Below are 15,918 nucleotides of genomic sequence, written 5' to 3'. Positions count from 1 at the left end.
TTACCGATCCGAAAACTAAAAAATGTTTACGAATAATAGAATTTCTTATCTTTGCAGAATATGGAATTTACAGCTTCGCAAATTGCAAGTTTTATTGACGGAAAAATAATAGGTGACGAAAATGCACTTATTAATGGCGTTTCACCAATTGAAAATGGGGAATCAGGACATCTTTCTTTTATAGCACAAGATCGGTTCTCTCATTATTTGGATACTTCAAAATGCTCAGTAATAATTGCTTCTGAAAAACTTATTGTAAAAGATTTTTACAATCCTACTATTATTGCCGTAAAGGATGCCTACCTTTCTTTTCAGGTTCTGATGAATTTGTATCAGGAAATGCAGGGTAAAAAAGAAGGCGTTGAAGACGGAGCATCTATCCATGATACTGCTGTTATTGCTGATAAAGTATATATAGGAGCATTTACTTATGTTTCTGAAAAAGCTAAGATAGGCGAAGGAACTCTAATCTATCCACAAGTATATATTGGTAAAGGGGTAAAGATTGGGAAAAACTGTAAGATCGATAGTGGTGCCAGAATTTATGATTACTGCATTATCGGAGACAATTGTGTAATCCATTCCAATACCGTTGTGGGGGGAGATGGATTCGGTTTCCAACCTACTGCTGAAGGATTTAAGAAAATTCCTCAGCTTGGAAATGTTATTATTGAGGATGATGTGGAGATTGGTTCAAATTGTAGTATAGACAGAGCAACTATTGGCTCTACTATTATTGGAAAAGGAACTAAAATAGATAACTTAATCCAGATTGCGCACAATGTGAAGATTGGTCAGAATAATGTAATTGCAGCTCAGGCTGGAATTGCAGGATCTACAACTATTGGTGACTGGAATCAGATTGGTGGACAGGTAGGAGTGGTTGGTCACATTAAAATTGGCAATCAGGTAAAAATCCAGGCGCAAAGTGGAGTGAACTCCAGTGTAAGTGACAAAGAAACATTGTACGGTTCTCCGGCAATAAGTTATAATGACTACCTTAGAAATTATGTTCATTTCAGAAACTTTACTGAAATTGTAGGACGAATAAATAATCTTGAGAATACCTCAAAAGATAATACTAATGAGTGATATGCAAAAAACACTTCAGGAAGAGGTTACTCTTTCTGGAATTGGCCTTCATACCGGTAAAGAAGTAAAACTTACCATTAAACCTGCTAAAGAAAATACGGGTTTTGTTTTTGTTAGAACCGACTTGGAGGGACACCCTCAGGTTGAAGCTGATGTTAATTATGTTGTAGCAACTGAAAGAGGAACAACATTAGAAAAACTAGGAGTAAAAATCAATACTTGCGAACACCTTCTTGCAGCCTTAGTAGGTTGTGATATAGACAATGCAATATTAGAAATGGATGCTTCTGAACCTCCAATTTTAGATGGATCTTCAAAGTTTTTTGTTGAAGCCATAGAAAGTGTTGGCATTGTAGAGCAGGCAATTGCCAGAGAATATCTGGTGGTAAAAGAAGTTCTAAGTTATACAGATCCTGCTACAGGTTCTGAGATAACAATCATTCCATCGGATAATTACGAAATTACAACGATGGTAGATTTTGGAACTAAAGTATTAGGAACCCAAAATGCTACTCTAAAAAATATTTCTGAATTTAAAGAGGAGATTTCATCCGCAAGAACATTTAGTTTTTTACATGAGCTGGAAATGCTTTTAGATCATGGCCTGATTAAAGGGGGGGATATTTCAAATGCGATTGTTTATGTAGATAAAGATCTGACTCCGGATACCACTGAAAAATTGAAAAAAGCCTTTGGTAAAGACAATGTTTCTATCAGACCTAATGGTATACTGGATAATCTTACATTAAATTATCCGAACGAAGCTGCTAGACATAAATTACTTGATGTGATTGGTGATTTAGCTTTAGCTGGAGTTAAAATTAAAGGAAAAGTAATTGCCAATAAGCCGGGACATTTTGTAAATACTCAATTTGCGAAAAAATTGAATCGTCAGTGGAAATTACAGAAAAAGAAAAATGTTCCTGATTTTGATCTTACAAAAGAGCCTGTTTTTGATATCAATGGAATTATGAAATTGATGCCACACAGACCTCCGTTTTTATTGATCGATAAAGTTCTTGAACTTTCCGATTCTCATGTTGTAGGATTGAAAAATGTAACAATGAATGAGCCATTCTTTGTTGGACACTTTCCAAAAGAACCGGTAATGCCTGGAGTTTTACAAGTGGAAGCTTTAGCACAGACGGGAGGAATATTAGTTTTAGCGAGTGTTCCGGATCCTGAAAACTATTCTACTTATTTCATAAAAATGGATAAAGTAAAGTTTAAAAGAAAAGTAGTTCCGGGAGATACAATGATTTTCAAAATTGAGTTGATAGAGCCTATCAGAAGAGGTATCGTTCATATGCAGGGATACGGATATGTAGGAGATACTGTGGCTGTAGAGGCCGAATTAATGGCTCAAGTTGCAAAAAATAAAGTTGATTAAATGATTCATCAATTAGCGGCCGTAGATAAACGTGCAAAAATCAGCAAAAATGTAATTGTAGAACCTTTTACTACTATTGCAGGGGATGTGGAGATCGGAGAAGGAAGTTGGATTGGTCCCAATGTTACCATTATGGATGGGGCTAGAATTGGGAAAAATTGCAGGATCTTTCCAGGGACTGTAATTTCAGCGATTCCACAGGATCTAAAGTTTGATGGTGAGGATACTCAGGTGATTATTGGTGACGAAACGACAATCAGAGAGTGTGTAACAGTGAACAGAGGAACCAAAGCTCTTGGATTTACCAAGATTGGTAAAAACTGCCTGATCATGGCTACATCTCATATTGCTCACGACTGCGTTATTGGAGATCATGTTATTATTGTAAATGGATGCGGAATTGCTGGTCACGTAGAAATTGGGGATTATACGGTAATGGGAGGATTAAGTGCTGTTCATCAATTTGGTAAAATCGGTAAGCACGTTATGATTTCCGGAGGAACATTGGTAAGAAAAGATATTCCACCTTACGTAAAAGTAGCAAGAGAGCCAATGGCTTATGCTGGAATCAATTCAGTAGGTCTGAGAAGAAGAGGATTTACCAATGAGAAAATTTTTGAGATCCAAAAGATATACAGAGCAATTTTCCAAATGAAAATGAATGTTTCCCAAGCGATTACTCATATTGAGAAAGAGATGCTTCCAACTGCTGAAAGAGATGAAATCCTTCAGTTTATCCAAAACTCTCCAAGAGGTATTGTAAAAGGATACGGAACGGGAAAAGAATAATTTAATAAAATAAAAAGATATAAAAATTAATGGCAACAAGTAACGATATTAGAAAGGGACTTTGCATTGAATATAGCAACGATATTTTCAAAGTAATTGAATTTCTACACGTAAAACCAGGAAAAGGACCTGCTTTTGTTAGAACAAAATTAAAATCAGTAACCAATGGGAAAGTAATTGATAATACTTTTTCAGCTGGCCATAAAATAGACGAAGTAAAAGTAATCACAAGAAAGTTCCAGTATCTTTATGATGATGAAAATGGGTTTCACTTCATGAACAATGATGATTTTTCTCAATTATATATCAATAAAGAAATGATTGAAAATGCTCAGTTTATGAAAGCGGGAGAAGAAGTTACGATCATTCTGAAAGAGGCTGATGAAACTCCACTTTCTGCTGAACTTCCACAGTCTGTATTTTTAGATGTGATTGAAGCTGATCCGGGAGTAAAAGGAAATACAGCTACCAATGCTCTTAAAAATGCAATTGTAGAAACTGGTGCAAGAGTAATGGTTCCACTGTTTATAGAGCCAGGAGACAAAATAAAAGTAAGTACTGAAGATGGTTCTTACTTAGAAAGAGTAAAATAATAATACAATATACATAGATTCGGTCTGCAGAAGCAGTCCGAATTTTGTTTTATAAGAAATACATTTTTTATGAGATTCCATTCTCCACAAAAACTTAGAACTATTGCAGAACTGATTAATTCGAAATTTGTTGGTCCCGAAGATTTTGAAGTGCTGGGAACAAACGAAATTCATATGGTAAAACCAGGGGATATCGTTTTTGTTAATCATCCAAAGTATTATGATAAAGCTTTAAATTCTGCTGCAACGATCATTTTAATTGACAAAGAAGTAGAATGCCCAGAAGGAAAAGCGCTACTTGTTTCCGATGATCCTTTCAGGGATTTTAATAAAATCAATACTCACTTCACCAGAATCTATAATTTTACAGAAGAACTGCATGATGTAGAAATTGGAGAAGGAACAAAAATTCATCGCTCCGCAGTTATTGGTAATAATGTGCAGATTGGAAAGAATACGCTTATTTTTCCAAATGTTGTTATTGGCGACAGAACAGTGATTGGAGACAATGTAATTATACAATCCGGAACAGTCTTGGGAGGAGATGCTTTTTATTACCGCAAACTGAATGGAAATTTTGATCGTCTTATTTCTGTAGGAAATGTGGTTATTGAAAATAATGTGGAGATCGGAAATAACTGCACAATTGATAGGGGAGTTACTGACTCAACAGTTATCGGAGAAGGCTCTGTACTGGATAATCAGATTCAGATCGGTCATGATACTGTTATTGGTAAAAAATGTCTTATTGCTTCGCAAGTGGGCATCGCAGGATGTTGTGTTATCGGTGATGAGGTAACATTATGGGGACAAGTTGGTATTGCTTCAGGAAACAAGATTGAGAGTGGATCAATCTTACTTGGGAAAACCGGAGTGAACAGAGATCTGGAAAAAGGAACCTATATTGGTATGTTCGCAGAAGACTTTAAAACCTACCTTAAAAAAGAAGTTAAGCTGAGAAATCTCAAATAAACAAATTGAAAGTTTTGTCTGAAATCAAAGAAATTTAAGTAAATTTGTGAGCATTAATAAAATAGTAAATAAATTAAAAACAACAATAAAATGTCAATTTTAGTAAACAAAGATTCTAAAGTAATTGTACAAGGATTTACAGGGAACGAAGGTACTTTCCATGCAGGTCAGATGATTGAATACGGAACAAATGTAGTAGGTGGGGTTACTCCAGGAAAAGGAGGAAGCGAGCACTTAGGAAAGCCTGTATTTAATACTGTAGCTGATGCTGTTCAAAAAGCTGGAGCTAACGTAAGTATTATTTTCGTACCGCCTGCATTTGCTGCTGATGCTATTATGGAAGCTGCTGAAGCTGGAATTAAAGTTATCGTATGTATTACTGAAGGAATCCCTGTAGCGGATATGGTTAAAGTAAAATCTTACATCGCAGATAGAGATTGCAGACTAATCGGTCCAAACTGTCCTGGAATTATTACTTCAGACGAAGCTAAAATTGGTATTATGCCAGGTTTTGTTTTCAAAAAAGGTAAAGTAGGTATCGTTTCTAAATCTGGTACTCTTACTTATGAAGCTGCAGACCAGGTTGTAAGAGCTGGTTTCGGTATTTCTACTGCTATTGGTATTGGTGGTGACCCAATTATTGGAACTACTACAAGAGAAGCTTTAGAATTATTTATCAACGATCCAGAAACAGAAGCTGTTGTAATGATTGGTGAGATTGGTGGAGGATTGGAAGCTGAAGCTGCTAGATGGTATAAAGCGAGTGGTTCTACTAAACCTGTAGTTGGTTTCATCGCTGGACAAACTGCACCTAAAGGAAGAACAATGGGACATGCAGGAGCTATCGTAGGTGGAGCAGAAGATACTGCACAGGCAAAAATGGAAATCATGAGAGAAAACGGAATTAACGTTGTAGATTCTCCTGCTGACATTGGCGCTACTGTTGCTAAAGTGTTAGCTTAATTATAAAACAAAACATATGAAAAAATTTTTATTAGCCTCTGCTTTGGCTTTTTCTACCTTATCTTTTGCACAGATTAATTTCAAGAATACAAGATTTGGTATTACAGCTGGAGGCAACTATTCCCGAGTGCAAAATGCACACAACCCTTCCGGACCCAGATTTGCTGTACAGGCTGGTGCTTTAGCACTAATACCTGTAGGAAAAGGAAATCAGTTTTATATTCAGCCTGAAGTATTATACTATGGTGCTGGAGAAACAGGAAAGGATAAAGATGTTAAAGGAAGAGATGGTTATGATGCAGTATATGCTAATAATTACCTTAGTGTTCCTCTTTATTTCAAAGGATATTTTTCAGAGGCAGAATCTGAGTTCTTTGGAATGATAGGACCTCGATTTAACTTTTTGCTGAATCAAAATGTTAAAAATGCTCCTGTAAGCAGACCTTATTACGATCCTGATGTTACTGATCCTAAATATCCTGGAGTTAATGGAAAGGCAAATAGCTTTAACTTTGGATTAGGTGTAGGTGTAGGATATAGCTATAAAAGACAGTTGGAATTAGCTGTAAAATATGACTATGGATTCTCTAATACATATCCTAATCTTGGAAAAGAACCTGGTGGGACAAGCAAAGGTAAATCCGAACAAGTTCTTAGCGTAAGTTTAAGTTATATCTTTCAATAAGAATATTTCATTCAAATAAAAAAATAAACCCTAAAACTTAGTTTCAGGGTTTATTTTTTTATTTATACTTCAAGTGTTAATTTCTTATCCACTTCCAAAGTTCTTTTAAAGTAGCCTTATTTCCATACATTAAGATACCTACCCGGTAAATCTTTCCGGCCAAAAATATCATAAAAATAGTAGTCAGCACCAGTAATGTTATAGATAATGCTATTTGCCATGCTGGTACGCCGAAAGGAATTCTTGCAATCATTGCCACAGGAGAAGTAAAGGGGATCATTGATAACCAAAAACCAAGAGGTCCATCAGGATTGTTCATTAGTGAGAAGCTTCCATACATGCCTAAGGTTAGCGGTAATATCGCAAATAAAGTAAATTGCTGTGTTTCTGTTTCATTGTCAACAGCAGAACCAATAGCTGCGTATACGGAGCTGTAAAAGATATATCCAAGAAGGAAAAACACAATAAATACAAAAATAATTAACGGAAAATTAAGTTCCAACAGACTGTGAGAAACCTGGGTCGCAATTTGTGCAACATCCAGTTTACTTGCTATGCCCTCATTTCCACCGGGAATATTTTTTTGGATGGATGAGAAGCCTGTATTCAGAATCAATGCTCCAATAACAGACATGGTGATCCATATAATGAACTGCGTTAAAGCAACCATTGTTACCCCTAAAATTTTTCCCATCATCAATTCAAATGGTTTTACAGAAGAAATGATAATTTCAACCACACGGTTATTCTTTTCTTCCAGAACACTTCTCATCACTCTAACCCCGTAGATGATTATAAACATGAATGTGACGTACATTAAAACCATACTTAAGCCACTTTTTACTCCAAAAGTCAGATCAGAGTCTTCCTTATTATTCTCAGAGACGTTAATGGTTTTTAAAGTAAAGCTTTTATCCAGATTATTAAGCTGAACTTCAGCAATGCCTAGTTCTTTGATCTTTTCCTTTTTAATAACATTTGAAATATCAGAAATGATACGTTGTTTGGTATCAAAACCAATCTTACTGTTAATAATCAGTCTTGTATTTTTTTCAAGATCATCAAAATTATGACTGTTTAATTCAGGTAAAATAAGGATGCCATCCAAAGATTCGTTTCCTTTTAATGTACTGACTTTTGATTTCTCTTCAGCAGCAGGAATAAAGACATAGTTCAGTTTAGAATCTGACGGTAGTTTATCTTTAAAAAGACCGCTTCTATCAACGACTTCAATAACATTATGTGATTCATTGGCTTTAAACATTAATCCAATCACTGCCCCAAAGGCAATAATCATAACAGGAGCCAGTAAAGTTAATATAATGAAGGATTTCTTCTTAACCTGTGTAAGGAATTCCCTTTTTGTAATTAAAAAAATATTATTCATAAAATTAAGAATGGTGACCTACTGCGTTAATAAATACTTCATTCATGCTTGGAATTCTTTCATCAAATGATCTTACCTTTCCCACATGTACTAAATCCAAAAGAATGTTATTCTGATCACTTTCATTTTTTAGATCAAACGAGATAAGATTATTTTCATTTGAAAAATTAAAAACCTCATATTTTTCTTTGAAAGTTTCAAAGCTAGGATCATTTACCTCAGAAAGAGTAATTCCAAAAATGTTTTTCTTAAACTTTTCCCTAACGTCAAAAACTCTTCCATCAAGGATTTTTTTTGAATTATCAATCAGGGCTACATAATCACACATTTCTTCCACGCTTTCCATTCTGTGGGTGGATAAAATAATCGTAGTTCCATTATTCTTAAGATCTATAATCTGATCTTTTATAAGATTGGCGTTTACAGGATCAAATCCGGAAAAGGGTTCATCGAGAATCAGAAGATGAGGTCTGTGAAGAACAGTCACTACAAATTGAATCTTTTGTGCCATCCCTTTTGAAAGTTCTGAAAGCTTTTTCTTCCACCATTGATCAATATTAAGCTTTTCAAACCATTTTTTAGCCTCACTCAGAGCATCGTTTTTGCTCATTCCCTTGAGCTCTCCAAAATAAAGGATCTGATCTCCCACACTCATGTTTTTATACAAACCTCTTTCTTCAGGCATGTATCCAATATTTTTAATGTGATTGGGGTTTAGCTTTTCTCCATTGATGAATATATCTCCGGAATCTGCTTGCGTAATCTGATTGATAATGCGGATAAATGATGTTTTTCCGGCTCCGTTAGGCCCTAGAAGACCATAAATACTCCCTTTTGGGACATGTATGCTAAAATCATCCAATGCTGTCTTTTTTCCTGCATTGTAGGTTTTAGTAATATGTTCAGCTTTTAGCATTAAATTGTTTTTTACAATTAGTATGAAAATGTTCCGAAAGTTACGGAATAATTACAGGGCAACTAACGTAAAAGAAAAAATCCTGATGATTATCAGGATTTAATTTTATTGTTTTACTATTTGGGTAACTTTTTGTGTGTTGTCACTTAAGATATAACGAATTAAATACTTACCCGGTTTCAATTTTTCAATATTGATTTCTCCCGAATTCATATTAACAGCATATGTGGCAACCTGTGTACCTAATATAGAGTAGAATGTAACATTTTTGACCTTTAAAGAAGGATCTTTTGCCCTAATGATAAGGAAATCCTTAGCAGGATTTGGATAGGCAATAAAAACTCCATCATCAGATTTTTGTGAGATGGAACCCGGCTCCCTTAGTTGAGCTTTTACATTGCTGGAAAATCCAACAAAAGTGCCTACGAAAAGAAATAAAAGTAAAAGTTTTTTCATCAAAATATAATTTCTCAAGTATTTATAAAACAAAAATATAAAAAATCTACCACTCTCCAACATATTTTTTCATTTAACTTGTAGTAAATTTGCATTAAACTTATTCAAAAAGTATTCCAAAATGATACATTCAAGAAATAGAAGGCTAAGAGTTAATGAATCAATGAGAAGTTTAGTAAGAGAAAATGTGCTTACAACTAATGATTTCGTAATGCCAATCTTCGTAATGGAGGGTGAAAACAAGGAAGAACCAATTGCATCGATGCCTGGAATTTTTAGGCGCAGTATCGATTTAACAGTAAAAGAATGTCGGGAACTATTTTCGCTTGGCGTGAAATCTGTGAATTTGTATATGAAAGTTTCTGATCATCTGAAAGATAATACTGGAAAAGAGGCATGGAATAAAGATGGTTTGATGCAAAATACAATCAGGGCAATAAAAGATGCTCTTCCGGAAATGATCGTAATGCCTGATGTGGCTTTAGATCCTTACTCCATTTACGGACATGATGGGATCATAGAAAATGGAAAAATCATAAATGATGCTACCGTTGATGCATTGGCAAGAATGTCTGTATCCCATGCAGAAGCAGGAGCTGACATCGTGGCACCAAGTGATATGATGGACGGTAGAATTTTAGGAATCCGTGAGGCATTGGAAGAAAGTGGTTTTACTGATGTAGGAATTGTAAGTTATGCTGCAAAATATGCAAGTTCTTTCTATGGACCTTTTAGAAGTGCTTTAGATAGTGCACCAAAAGATAATGTAGAAATCCCAACAGATAAGAAGACATATCAGATGGATTTTCATAATTCACGCGAAGCTTTAAATGAGGTATTTAAGGATATTGATGAAGGTGCAGATATTATTATGATTAAACCGGGACTTCCATATCTGGATATTGTGTCTAAGGTTAGAGAAGCAATAGATCTTCCAATTGCTGTTTATAACGTAAGCGGAGAGTATGCCATGGTGAAAGCCGCGGCTCAGAATGGTTGGCTAGACAATGATAAAACGATCATTGAAAGTTTGACATGCTTTAAAAGAGCCGGAGCTGATATGATCTTTACTTACTTTGCAAAAGAAGCAGCGATTCTTTTAAATAAATAAAAAAGTAATATAATAAATAAAAAACACCTCATATGAGGTGTTTTTTATTTATCTGAAGCAGGCATTTTAATGTTTTGATAACTAAAAACATTAAAAACTGATTACATAATATTGAAATCTTTTCCTTTTGTAAATTTCGCGGCGAAGGGAGCCTGGTTACCCGAATATTTTAATACAAAATGTTTTTTGGTGTCTGTATCTAATTTAGCTTCTACCTCTACATCCTGTGTCTGAAAACTTACGTCTAATCCCACTGATGATTCTTTTTCCAGAAATATTTCTACACTCTCAGCATAAAATAATGAAGTACTGAGATAATTAAATTTTATATTTCTTCTGTACACTTTGGTTTGATCATCGGTAAAAATCGAATAATTTTTTAAAATTTCAATTCCTGGAGAATCAATATTCGTGATTCTGGATTTTGTCACTCCATTTACCCGCACTGAGAAACTCTTGACATTTTTGATGTCTCCATTAACACCGATATTAAATAATGAAGGTAATGAAAGACCATATTCGATCATGCTGTCTTTGGTAAATTCAAAATCAGGAATTAAGGCCGGATGTTTTGGAGCATTGATCAATTGGTTTTTAACGGCAGCTAAGCTTTCATCACTGAATAAATATCCAATGAGATTATTACCCGTTGTTCTCCAGTTTCTGCCATTCCATTCAAAAATTTCACAAAGCAGCGTATCTGTTGAAGAATGGGGAAGGAGATCCATATCCTGCCATTTGAAAACCTCTTTAGCATAAGGTCTTCGATCAACAAGATTAATTCCTAAATCTAACGCAAGAAGTTCCGTTAGCTCTTTATTATTTTCCATAAAAATTGTATTGTAACTGATCCTGTAAATTTATAGAAATAAATAGAATATTCCCTCCATTCACAATCTATTTACAGCCAACCTTTTTTGCCATAGACGTAAGTGTCATCAAATTGTTTGTCGCTCATAAATAAATATAGAATACCTTCGATAAAGGGAATAAGAGAAGCTGCTCCTAATGTAACAATGTTTAAGATAATCTGTATAATCCCTTCTTTCGTGTAACCAAGATAGAATTTATTTAATGCCAGCCATCCGACAAGTATTCCTAATAAAGCTGCCGGAATTTTCTTTTCTGAACGATAGGGTACTGCAGATTGCTGATTGTGATCATTTTCTGTTTTTGTATAACCGTAATTTTCCATTTTAATAATTTTTTATGATAAAGTGAATTGTTTTTAACATAAGTCGAACGAAAATATGAGTAGTTACAAAATCATAACTTAAAACAAATTTATATCTTTGCGACTATGATTTTACGAGGAGAAAACTTAATCAAAGAATACGGTCCGAAAAAAGTTGTTAAAGGCGTTTCAGTACAGGTACAACAGGGAGAAATTGTTGGTTTGCTAGGTCCTAACGGGGCGGGTAAAACCACTTCATTTTATATGATCGTAGGATTGGTTAAGCCTACTTCAGGGAAAATTTTCCTGGATAAACAGGAAATAACAACAGATGCGATGTACCGCAGAGCTCAAAAAGGAATCGGTTACCTTGCTCAGGAAGCTTCTGTGTTCAGAAAACTTTCTGTAGAAGAAAACATTATGGGGGTTTTACAGCTTACCAATCTTTCAAAACGTGAACAGCAGATAAAATGCGACGAGCTTGTGGAAGAGTTTTCATTGCAGCATGTTCGTAAAAACAGGGGAGATCTTCTTTCGGGTGGTGAAAGACGGAGAACAGAAATTGCAAGATGTCTGGCGACAAGTCCGAACTTTATTCTTCTGGATGAGCCTTTTGCGGGGGTAGACCCAATTGCTGTGGAAGATATCCAGAAAATTGTGAGAAGCCTGGTGGATAAGAATATCGGGATTTTAATTACCGATCATAATGTTCAGCAGACACTTGCCATTACTAATAAAACTTACATTATGTTTGAAGGAAGAATTCTTAAAGAAGGTCTTCCTGAAGAGTTGGCAAATGACCCACAGGTAAGAGAAGCTTATCTTGGGGAGAACTTTGTTTATCAGAGTATTTTAGATAAACCGAAAAAGAAGAAATACGCTTACAATATCTGGGCTGGAAATTTTGATTCTAAATCGCAACTTCAAAGCTTTGTAGATCATGAGTTTTCGCAATTTGATGATTTGAGATTGATGTATGGTTTTGAAGATATTAGTTTTGCATCTCTAGCTAATTCAGAGATTGAGCATATCTTTAATGATGTGGTTGATAAAAATGCTAATAATTCGTTTGTATTTCAGAGAAAAGAAATCACTTCACAATATTCTTTAGAGCAGGCAGAAGCTGAATCTAAAGATGGGAGCAAGCCAGAGTTGCATTATCTGACTACTTACATGTACGAAGGTTAGGAACAAAGAGGCTAAGCAGACGGTTTCGTTCTAGTATGTTGGTTACTGAAAATAATTTCCCAATTATTAAAAACCAGATCTGATAGATAATGCTTGTTCATACTGTCTATAAAGGCCTGATAGGCTGTGTCTAAAAATGATTTTAATTGGCAGTTGTAAGACATGAAAACACAAGGTTTGGAATGACAGTTGATAATCGGGCTGTCATCCTGTTCTAATAAATGGATAAGGCTACCGAGCCCTGTTTCTCTTGCTTTGTCGGAAATTATTATCCCTCCATTTTTCCCTCTTTTGGTAATCACCAATTCTTTTTGCGATAAAAACTGAACCACTTTAATAAGGTGATTGCGCAGAATATTCAGTTTTTCAGATAATTCATCCAAAGAACATGAAGTGGTCTTATTTTTTTTGTTTAAATAGATTAAGACACGCAAACTATAGTCGGTAAAGTGGTTCAATTTCATTGATCGTTAATTTAGATGAAGGAGCTGAGGTCCGAATTCTTCGTAAAGAATATCTTCTTTGGCAATACCCAGTTGCATCAAAGAATTATACTGCACTTTAATAAATGCTTCGGGTCCACAAATATAGTATTTTGCCTTGTCAATAAGAATTTCTTCTTTGATTTCATGAAGGTTAATTCTCCCTTTTCTTATGGAACGGGCATCCTCTTTACCAGTGTTTTCATAGAAAATATGGGTGGTAAGCCACTGGTTATTTTTGTTTAATTGTTCTACATGGTCTTTAAAAGCATGTACCTTTTCATCCCGGCAGCTATGTAGCCATACAATTGTATTTTTTTGAAGATTATTTTTGTTCGTCTCCAACATGCTTAAAAGTGGGGTAGCACCTACGCCTCCGCTTATCAGTACCAATGGATCTTCTGAAGCAGGATTTAAATGGAATATTCCTGAAGGTGCACTTACTTCTATTTGATCACCGATATGTTTAGAATGCAAAAGATTGGATACTGCACCATCCGGAGCTTGCTCACTTTTTTCAATTTTTACAGATATTCTGTAATAATCAGAATTGAATGCAGATGATAAACTGTACTGTCTGGGCTGTTCGTGTCCGAGTTCCGGAATAAATGTTTTTACAGATATGTACTGTCCGGGAAGATAACCAGCAATGGGTTGAGCATCTTTAGGTTTAAGATAAAATGATTTAATTTCGCTGCTTTCCTCTACAATATCTGCAATAATAAATGTGCGCCAGCCTTTCCATCCACCTTCTTTTTGTAGGGTAGATTGATACATTTCAGTTTCGATTGAAATCATACTATGAGCCAGTTCATTATAAGCTTGCGTCCATGCTTCCAGTAATTCATCTGTGGCAGCATCTCCTAATACTTCTTTGATTGAAGAGATCAGATGCAGACCTACAATATCATATTGTTCCGGAGCTATATTTAAACTCACATGTTTATTACCAATTGATTTTAATGCATTGATCAGTACAACGGGATTATCAATATGTTCAGCGTAGGCTAGTACTGCACCGGCCAATGCATTTTGTTGCTTGCCACTGGCCTGGTGGCTCATATTGAATAGATTTTTAAGTTCAGGATTATGATGAAACATCCTTTTATAAAAATGTTTGGTGAGGTCTGTACCGTTTGTTTTTAAAACAGGAACGGTAGCTTTTACTAAAGCTTTTTGTTTGTCGTCCATCTTATTATTTTTTAATGATGAAACAAATCTACAATAAATATTTTAATTGTTGTATTTAAAATATAACAATTGCAATATGATATTTACACAATAGCATTGGAGGAAAAAAGTCTGTAAGATTACCGATTAATTGATGAGGTTAATATTTGTGCGTAATTTCTTAGTGTTATAAAAGTAAAAATGGTATTTTTTTAAGGCAATACTTAGTTTTATATCATATTTTTAATAATCCTTATTTAAATGTATTTTTTATTGTTTTAAAGGTCTGGTTTTTGTATTTAATGTTGTTAAAGTGATAAAATAAATTGTTAAATTTAATAATTAACTAAAAATACAAATATGGCATTACAGGAGAAATTACAAAAACTGGCAACTGAAATAAATAAGCCTTGTGTAAGTATTTCATTGAACACCCACAGAACATTCCCGGAAAACCAACAAGATGAAATTGTTTTAAAAAATCTTATCAAAGAAGCTGAAAATCGGGTAGTTGAAGAATACGGTAAAAGACCAGCAGCAGGTGTTCTGGAAAAGCTTGAAAAGGTTGCAGCAAAAGTGGATCATCAGTATAATCTTGATAGCTTGCATATCTTTATCTCTAATGATACGGAAGAAATTATAAAGTCTACCTGGGCTTCAAGAGGAAACGTTGCCGAAGTGGATGAAAAATTTGCTGTAAGACCTCTTATTAAAGCTGCAGTAAGGGCTGAGGAATATCTTATTCTATTATTAACACAAAGTGGAACAAAGCTGTATGAAGCATTAAATGACTCTATTATAAAAGAAGTTAGGGAAGAAGGATTTCCTTTTCCGCAGAATCCTTTCTATATTACCCATTCTGATGTAAGGAGTGATTCAAAACAAATTGACAATCACATCAAGGAATATTTTAACAGAATTGATAAATCGATTGTTGAGATTCATAAGAAATCGGATTTAAATGTTATTGTCATCAGTACGGCAGATAACTATAGTAAACTACTTGAAGTTGCAGATATACCTAAAATTTACATTGGCCATGACCATAAAAATTATGTGTCTGCGGAGGAGCATCATATTGTAGAACAGGCTTATGAAATTATAAAGGCTACACAAAAAGAAAATCGTGCTCTCGCTATAGAAGAAATTAAGGAGGCGGTTTCCAAGGGAACAGTCCTTACGGACCTGCAGGAAATTTATCAGGCCGCATTGGATGGTAGAGGAGACCTGTTGATTGTGCATCAGGATTATGAACAACCCGTAAAAATGATCGATGAGAGGACATTTGGGTATGCAGATGATTCCAAAGAACAAGGGGTTGTTGATGATATTGTGTCAATTATTGCATGGGAAGTATTTTCAAAAAAGGGAAATGTTCATTTTACTCATCAGGATGAACTTCTGGATTTAGGAAAGATCGTTTTAAAAACGAGGTACTAAAAATAAAATTTATGTTACTAAAAGATAAGCTGGTTTTACACCAGCTTTTTTTATGGATTGTTTTAAAAAAGCTTTAATTTTACTAAAGATCTTATATCTATGGCGAAACC

At 34.7% G+C, this 15,918-nt stretch carries 16 protein-coding genes and 1 pseudogene; 10 read left to right on the top strand and 7 right to left on the bottom strand.

Annotation, left to right across the window (positions count from 1 at the left end; all coding sequences use genetic code 11):
- The first annotated feature begins 60 nt into the window (after positions 1 to 60).
- The 7 genes from lpxD (at position 61) to CEY12_RS09540 (ending at position 6,484) form a co-directional block, all read left to right on the top strand.
- Positions 61 to 1,092: a UDP-3-O-(3-hydroxymyristoyl)glucosamine N-acyltransferase gene (lpxD, locus tag CEY12_RS09570; RefSeq protein WP_089027482.1), complete on the top strand. Its 1,032-nt coding sequence runs from the start codon at positions 61 to 63 to the stop codon at positions 1,090 to 1,092.
- Complete coding sequence (locus CEY12_RS09565; RefSeq protein ID WP_089027481.1) at positions 1,085 to 2,482, top strand: bifunctional UDP-3-O-[3-hydroxymyristoyl] N-acetylglucosamine deacetylase/3-hydroxyacyl-ACP dehydratase; 1,398 nt, start codon at positions 1,085 to 1,087, stop codon at positions 2,480 to 2,482. Before lpxD ends, CEY12_RS09565 begins: the two co-directional genes overlap by 8 nt.
- Positions 2,483 to 3,271: an acyl-ACP--UDP-N-acetylglucosamine O-acyltransferase gene (gene lpxA / locus CEY12_RS09560; protein WP_089027480.1), complete on the top strand. Its 789-nt coding sequence runs from the start codon at positions 2,483 to 2,485 to the stop codon at positions 3,269 to 3,271. It begins immediately after the preceding gene.
- 29 nt (positions 3,272 to 3,300) lie between these two features.
- On the top strand, positions 3,301 to 3,864 hold the full coding sequence (efp, locus tag CEY12_RS09555) for an elongation factor P (RefSeq protein ID WP_089027479.1): 564 nt from the start codon (positions 3,301 to 3,303) through the stop codon (positions 3,862 to 3,864).
- Between the two features lie 69 nt (positions 3,865 to 3,933).
- Positions 3,934 to 4,836, top strand: coding sequence for an LpxD N-terminal domain-containing protein (locus tag CEY12_RS09550; protein WP_089027478.1), 903 nt, complete (start codon positions 3,934 to 3,936; stop codon positions 4,834 to 4,836).
- Between the two features lie 90 nt (positions 4,837 to 4,926).
- Positions 4,927 to 5,799, top strand: a complete 873-nt coding sequence (gene sucD, locus CEY12_RS09545) for a succinate--CoA ligase subunit alpha (RefSeq protein WP_089027477.1) — start codon at positions 4,927 to 4,929, stop codon at positions 5,797 to 5,799.
- A gap of 16 nt (positions 5,800 to 5,815) precedes the next feature.
- Entirely contained in the window at positions 5,816 to 6,484 is a 669-nt protein-coding gene (locus tag CEY12_RS09540; protein ID WP_089027476.1) for a porin family protein, read from the top strand.
- A 76-nt stretch (positions 6,485 to 6,560) separates the two neighbouring features.
- Here the strand turns inward: CEY12_RS09540 and CEY12_RS09535 are convergent, their stop codons facing one another.
- From CEY12_RS09535 to CEY12_RS09525, 3 genes are all read right to left on the bottom strand, one after another.
- A complete protein-coding gene (locus CEY12_RS09535; protein WP_089027475.1) occupies positions 6,561 to 7,871 on the bottom strand; it encodes an ABC transporter permease in 1,311 nt (436 codons plus the stop codon).
- A gap of 4 nt (positions 7,872 to 7,875) precedes the next feature.
- Positions 7,876 to 8,787, bottom strand: a complete 912-nt coding sequence (locus tag CEY12_RS09530) for an ABC transporter ATP-binding protein (RefSeq protein ID WP_089027474.1) — start codon at positions 8,785 to 8,787, stop codon at positions 7,876 to 7,878.
- Positions 8,788 to 8,892: 105 nt separating this feature from the next.
- On the bottom strand, positions 8,893 to 9,243 hold the full coding sequence (locus CEY12_RS09525; protein WP_089027473.1) for a T9SS type A sorting domain-containing protein: 351 nt from the start codon (positions 9,241 to 9,243) through the stop codon (positions 8,893 to 8,895).
- Between the two features lie 121 nt (positions 9,244 to 9,364).
- Here CEY12_RS09525 and hemB point away from each other — a divergent pair, with 121 nt between their 5' ends.
- Positions 9,365 to 10,354, top strand: coding sequence for a porphobilinogen synthase (gene hemB, locus CEY12_RS09520; protein ID WP_089027472.1), 990 nt, complete (start codon positions 9,365 to 9,367; stop codon positions 10,352 to 10,354).
- A 101-nt stretch (positions 10,355 to 10,455) separates the two neighbouring features.
- On the opposite strand, the gene CEY12_RS09515 is transcribed toward hemB, so the two are convergent.
- Positions 10,456 to 11,184, bottom strand: coding sequence for a hypothetical protein (locus CEY12_RS09515; RefSeq protein ID WP_089027471.1), 729 nt, complete (start codon positions 11,182 to 11,184; stop codon positions 10,456 to 10,458).
- Positions 11,185 to 11,255: 71 nt separating this feature from the next.
- Positions 11,256 to 11,549 carry a TM2 domain-containing protein gene (locus CEY12_RS09510; protein ID WP_089027470.1) on the bottom strand — a complete coding sequence of 98 codons (294 nt, stop codon included), beginning with the start codon at positions 11,547 to 11,549 and terminating at the stop codon, positions 11,256 to 11,258.
- A 105-nt stretch (positions 11,550 to 11,654) separates the two neighbouring features.
- On the opposite strand from CEY12_RS09510, the pseudogene lptB reads away from it, so the two are divergent.
- Positions 11,655 to 12,380, top strand: a pseudogene (lptB, locus tag CEY12_RS09505) (LPS export ABC transporter ATP-binding protein); the annotation flags it as partial.
- Between the two features lie 347 nt (positions 12,381 to 12,727).
- Here the strand turns inward: lptB and CEY12_RS09500 are convergent.
- Both CEY12_RS09500 and hmpA read right to left on the bottom strand, forming a co-directional pair.
- Positions 12,728 to 13,180 carry an Rrf2 family transcriptional regulator gene (locus CEY12_RS09500; protein WP_089027468.1) on the bottom strand — a complete coding sequence of 151 codons (453 nt, stop codon included), beginning with the start codon at positions 13,178 to 13,180 and terminating at the stop codon, positions 12,728 to 12,730.
- A 6-nt stretch (positions 13,181 to 13,186) separates the two neighbouring features.
- Positions 13,187 to 14,389: an NO-inducible flavohemoprotein gene (gene hmpA, locus CEY12_RS09495; RefSeq protein WP_089027467.1), complete on the bottom strand. Its 1,203-nt coding sequence runs from the start codon at positions 14,387 to 14,389 to the stop codon at positions 13,187 to 13,189.
- Between the two features lie 339 nt (positions 14,390 to 14,728).
- Here hmpA and CEY12_RS09490 point away from each other — a divergent pair, with 339 nt between their 5' ends.
- Positions 14,729 to 15,808 carry a hypothetical protein gene (locus CEY12_RS09490; RefSeq protein WP_089027466.1) on the top strand — a complete coding sequence of 360 codons (1,080 nt, stop codon included), beginning with the start codon at positions 14,729 to 14,731 and terminating at the stop codon, positions 15,806 to 15,808.
- The last annotated feature ends 110 nt before the right edge of the window (positions 15,809 to 15,918 follow it).

This window comes from Chryseobacterium sp. T16E-39, assembly GCF_002216065.1.
GTDB lineage: Bacteria > Bacteroidota > Bacteroidia > Flavobacteriales > Weeksellaceae > Chryseobacterium.
This window is presented reverse-complemented; position numbering and strand designations above follow the sequence as displayed.

Bases quoted from the DNA above. Each gene is read 5' to 3' on its own strand.
- CEY12_RS09510 (WP_089027470.1), bottom strand. From the start codon at position 11,549: ATGGAAAATTACGGTTATACAAAAACAGAAAATGATCACAATCAGCAA.
- efp (WP_089027479.1), top strand. From the start codon at position 3,301: ATGGCAACAAGTAACGATATTAGAAAGGGACTTTGCATTGAATATAGC.
- CEY12_RS09550 (WP_089027478.1), top strand. From the start codon at position 3,934: ATGAGATTCCATTCTCCACAAAAACTTAGAACTATTGCAGAACTGATT.
- hmpA (WP_089027467.1), bottom strand. From the start codon at position 14,389: ATGGACGACAAACAAAAAGCTTTAGTAAAAGCTACCGTTCCTGTTTTA.
- CEY12_RS09535 (WP_089027475.1), bottom strand. From the start codon at position 7,871: ATGAATAATATTTTTTTAATTACAAAAAGGGAATTCCTTACACAGGTT.
- CEY12_RS09515 (WP_089027471.1), bottom strand. From the start codon at position 11,184: ATGGAAAATAATAAAGAGCTAACGGAACTTCTTGCGTTAGATTTAGGA.
- sucD (WP_089027477.1), top strand. From the start codon at position 4,927: ATGTCAATTTTAGTAAACAAAGATTCTAAAGTAATTGTACAAGGATTT.
- CEY12_RS09540 (WP_089027476.1), top strand. From the start codon at position 5,816: ATGAAAAAATTTTTATTAGCCTCTGCTTTGGCTTTTTCTACCTTATCT.
- hemB (WP_089027472.1), top strand. From the start codon at position 9,365: ATGATACATTCAAGAAATAGAAGGCTAAGAGTTAATGAATCAATGAGA.
- lpxA (WP_089027480.1), top strand. From the start codon at position 2,483: ATGATTCATCAATTAGCGGCCGTAGATAAACGTGCAAAAATCAGCAAA.
- CEY12_RS09500 (WP_089027468.1), bottom strand. From the start codon at position 13,180: ATGAAATTGAACCACTTTACCGACTATAGTTTGCGTGTCTTAATCTAT.
- lpxD (WP_089027482.1), top strand. From the start codon at position 61: ATGGAATTTACAGCTTCGCAAATTGCAAGTTTTATTGACGGAAAAATA.
- CEY12_RS09490 (WP_089027466.1), top strand. From the start codon at position 14,729: ATGGCATTACAGGAGAAATTACAAAAACTGGCAACTGAAATAAATAAG.
- CEY12_RS09565 (WP_089027481.1), top strand. From the start codon at position 1,085: ATGAGTGATATGCAAAAAACACTTCAGGAAGAGGTTACTCTTTCTGGA.
- CEY12_RS09525 (WP_089027473.1), bottom strand. From the start codon at position 9,243: ATGAAAAAACTTTTACTTTTATTTCTTTTCGTAGGCACTTTTGTTGGA.
- CEY12_RS09530 (WP_089027474.1), bottom strand. From the start codon at position 8,787: ATGCTAAAAGCTGAACATATTACTAAAACCTACAATGCAGGAAAAAAG.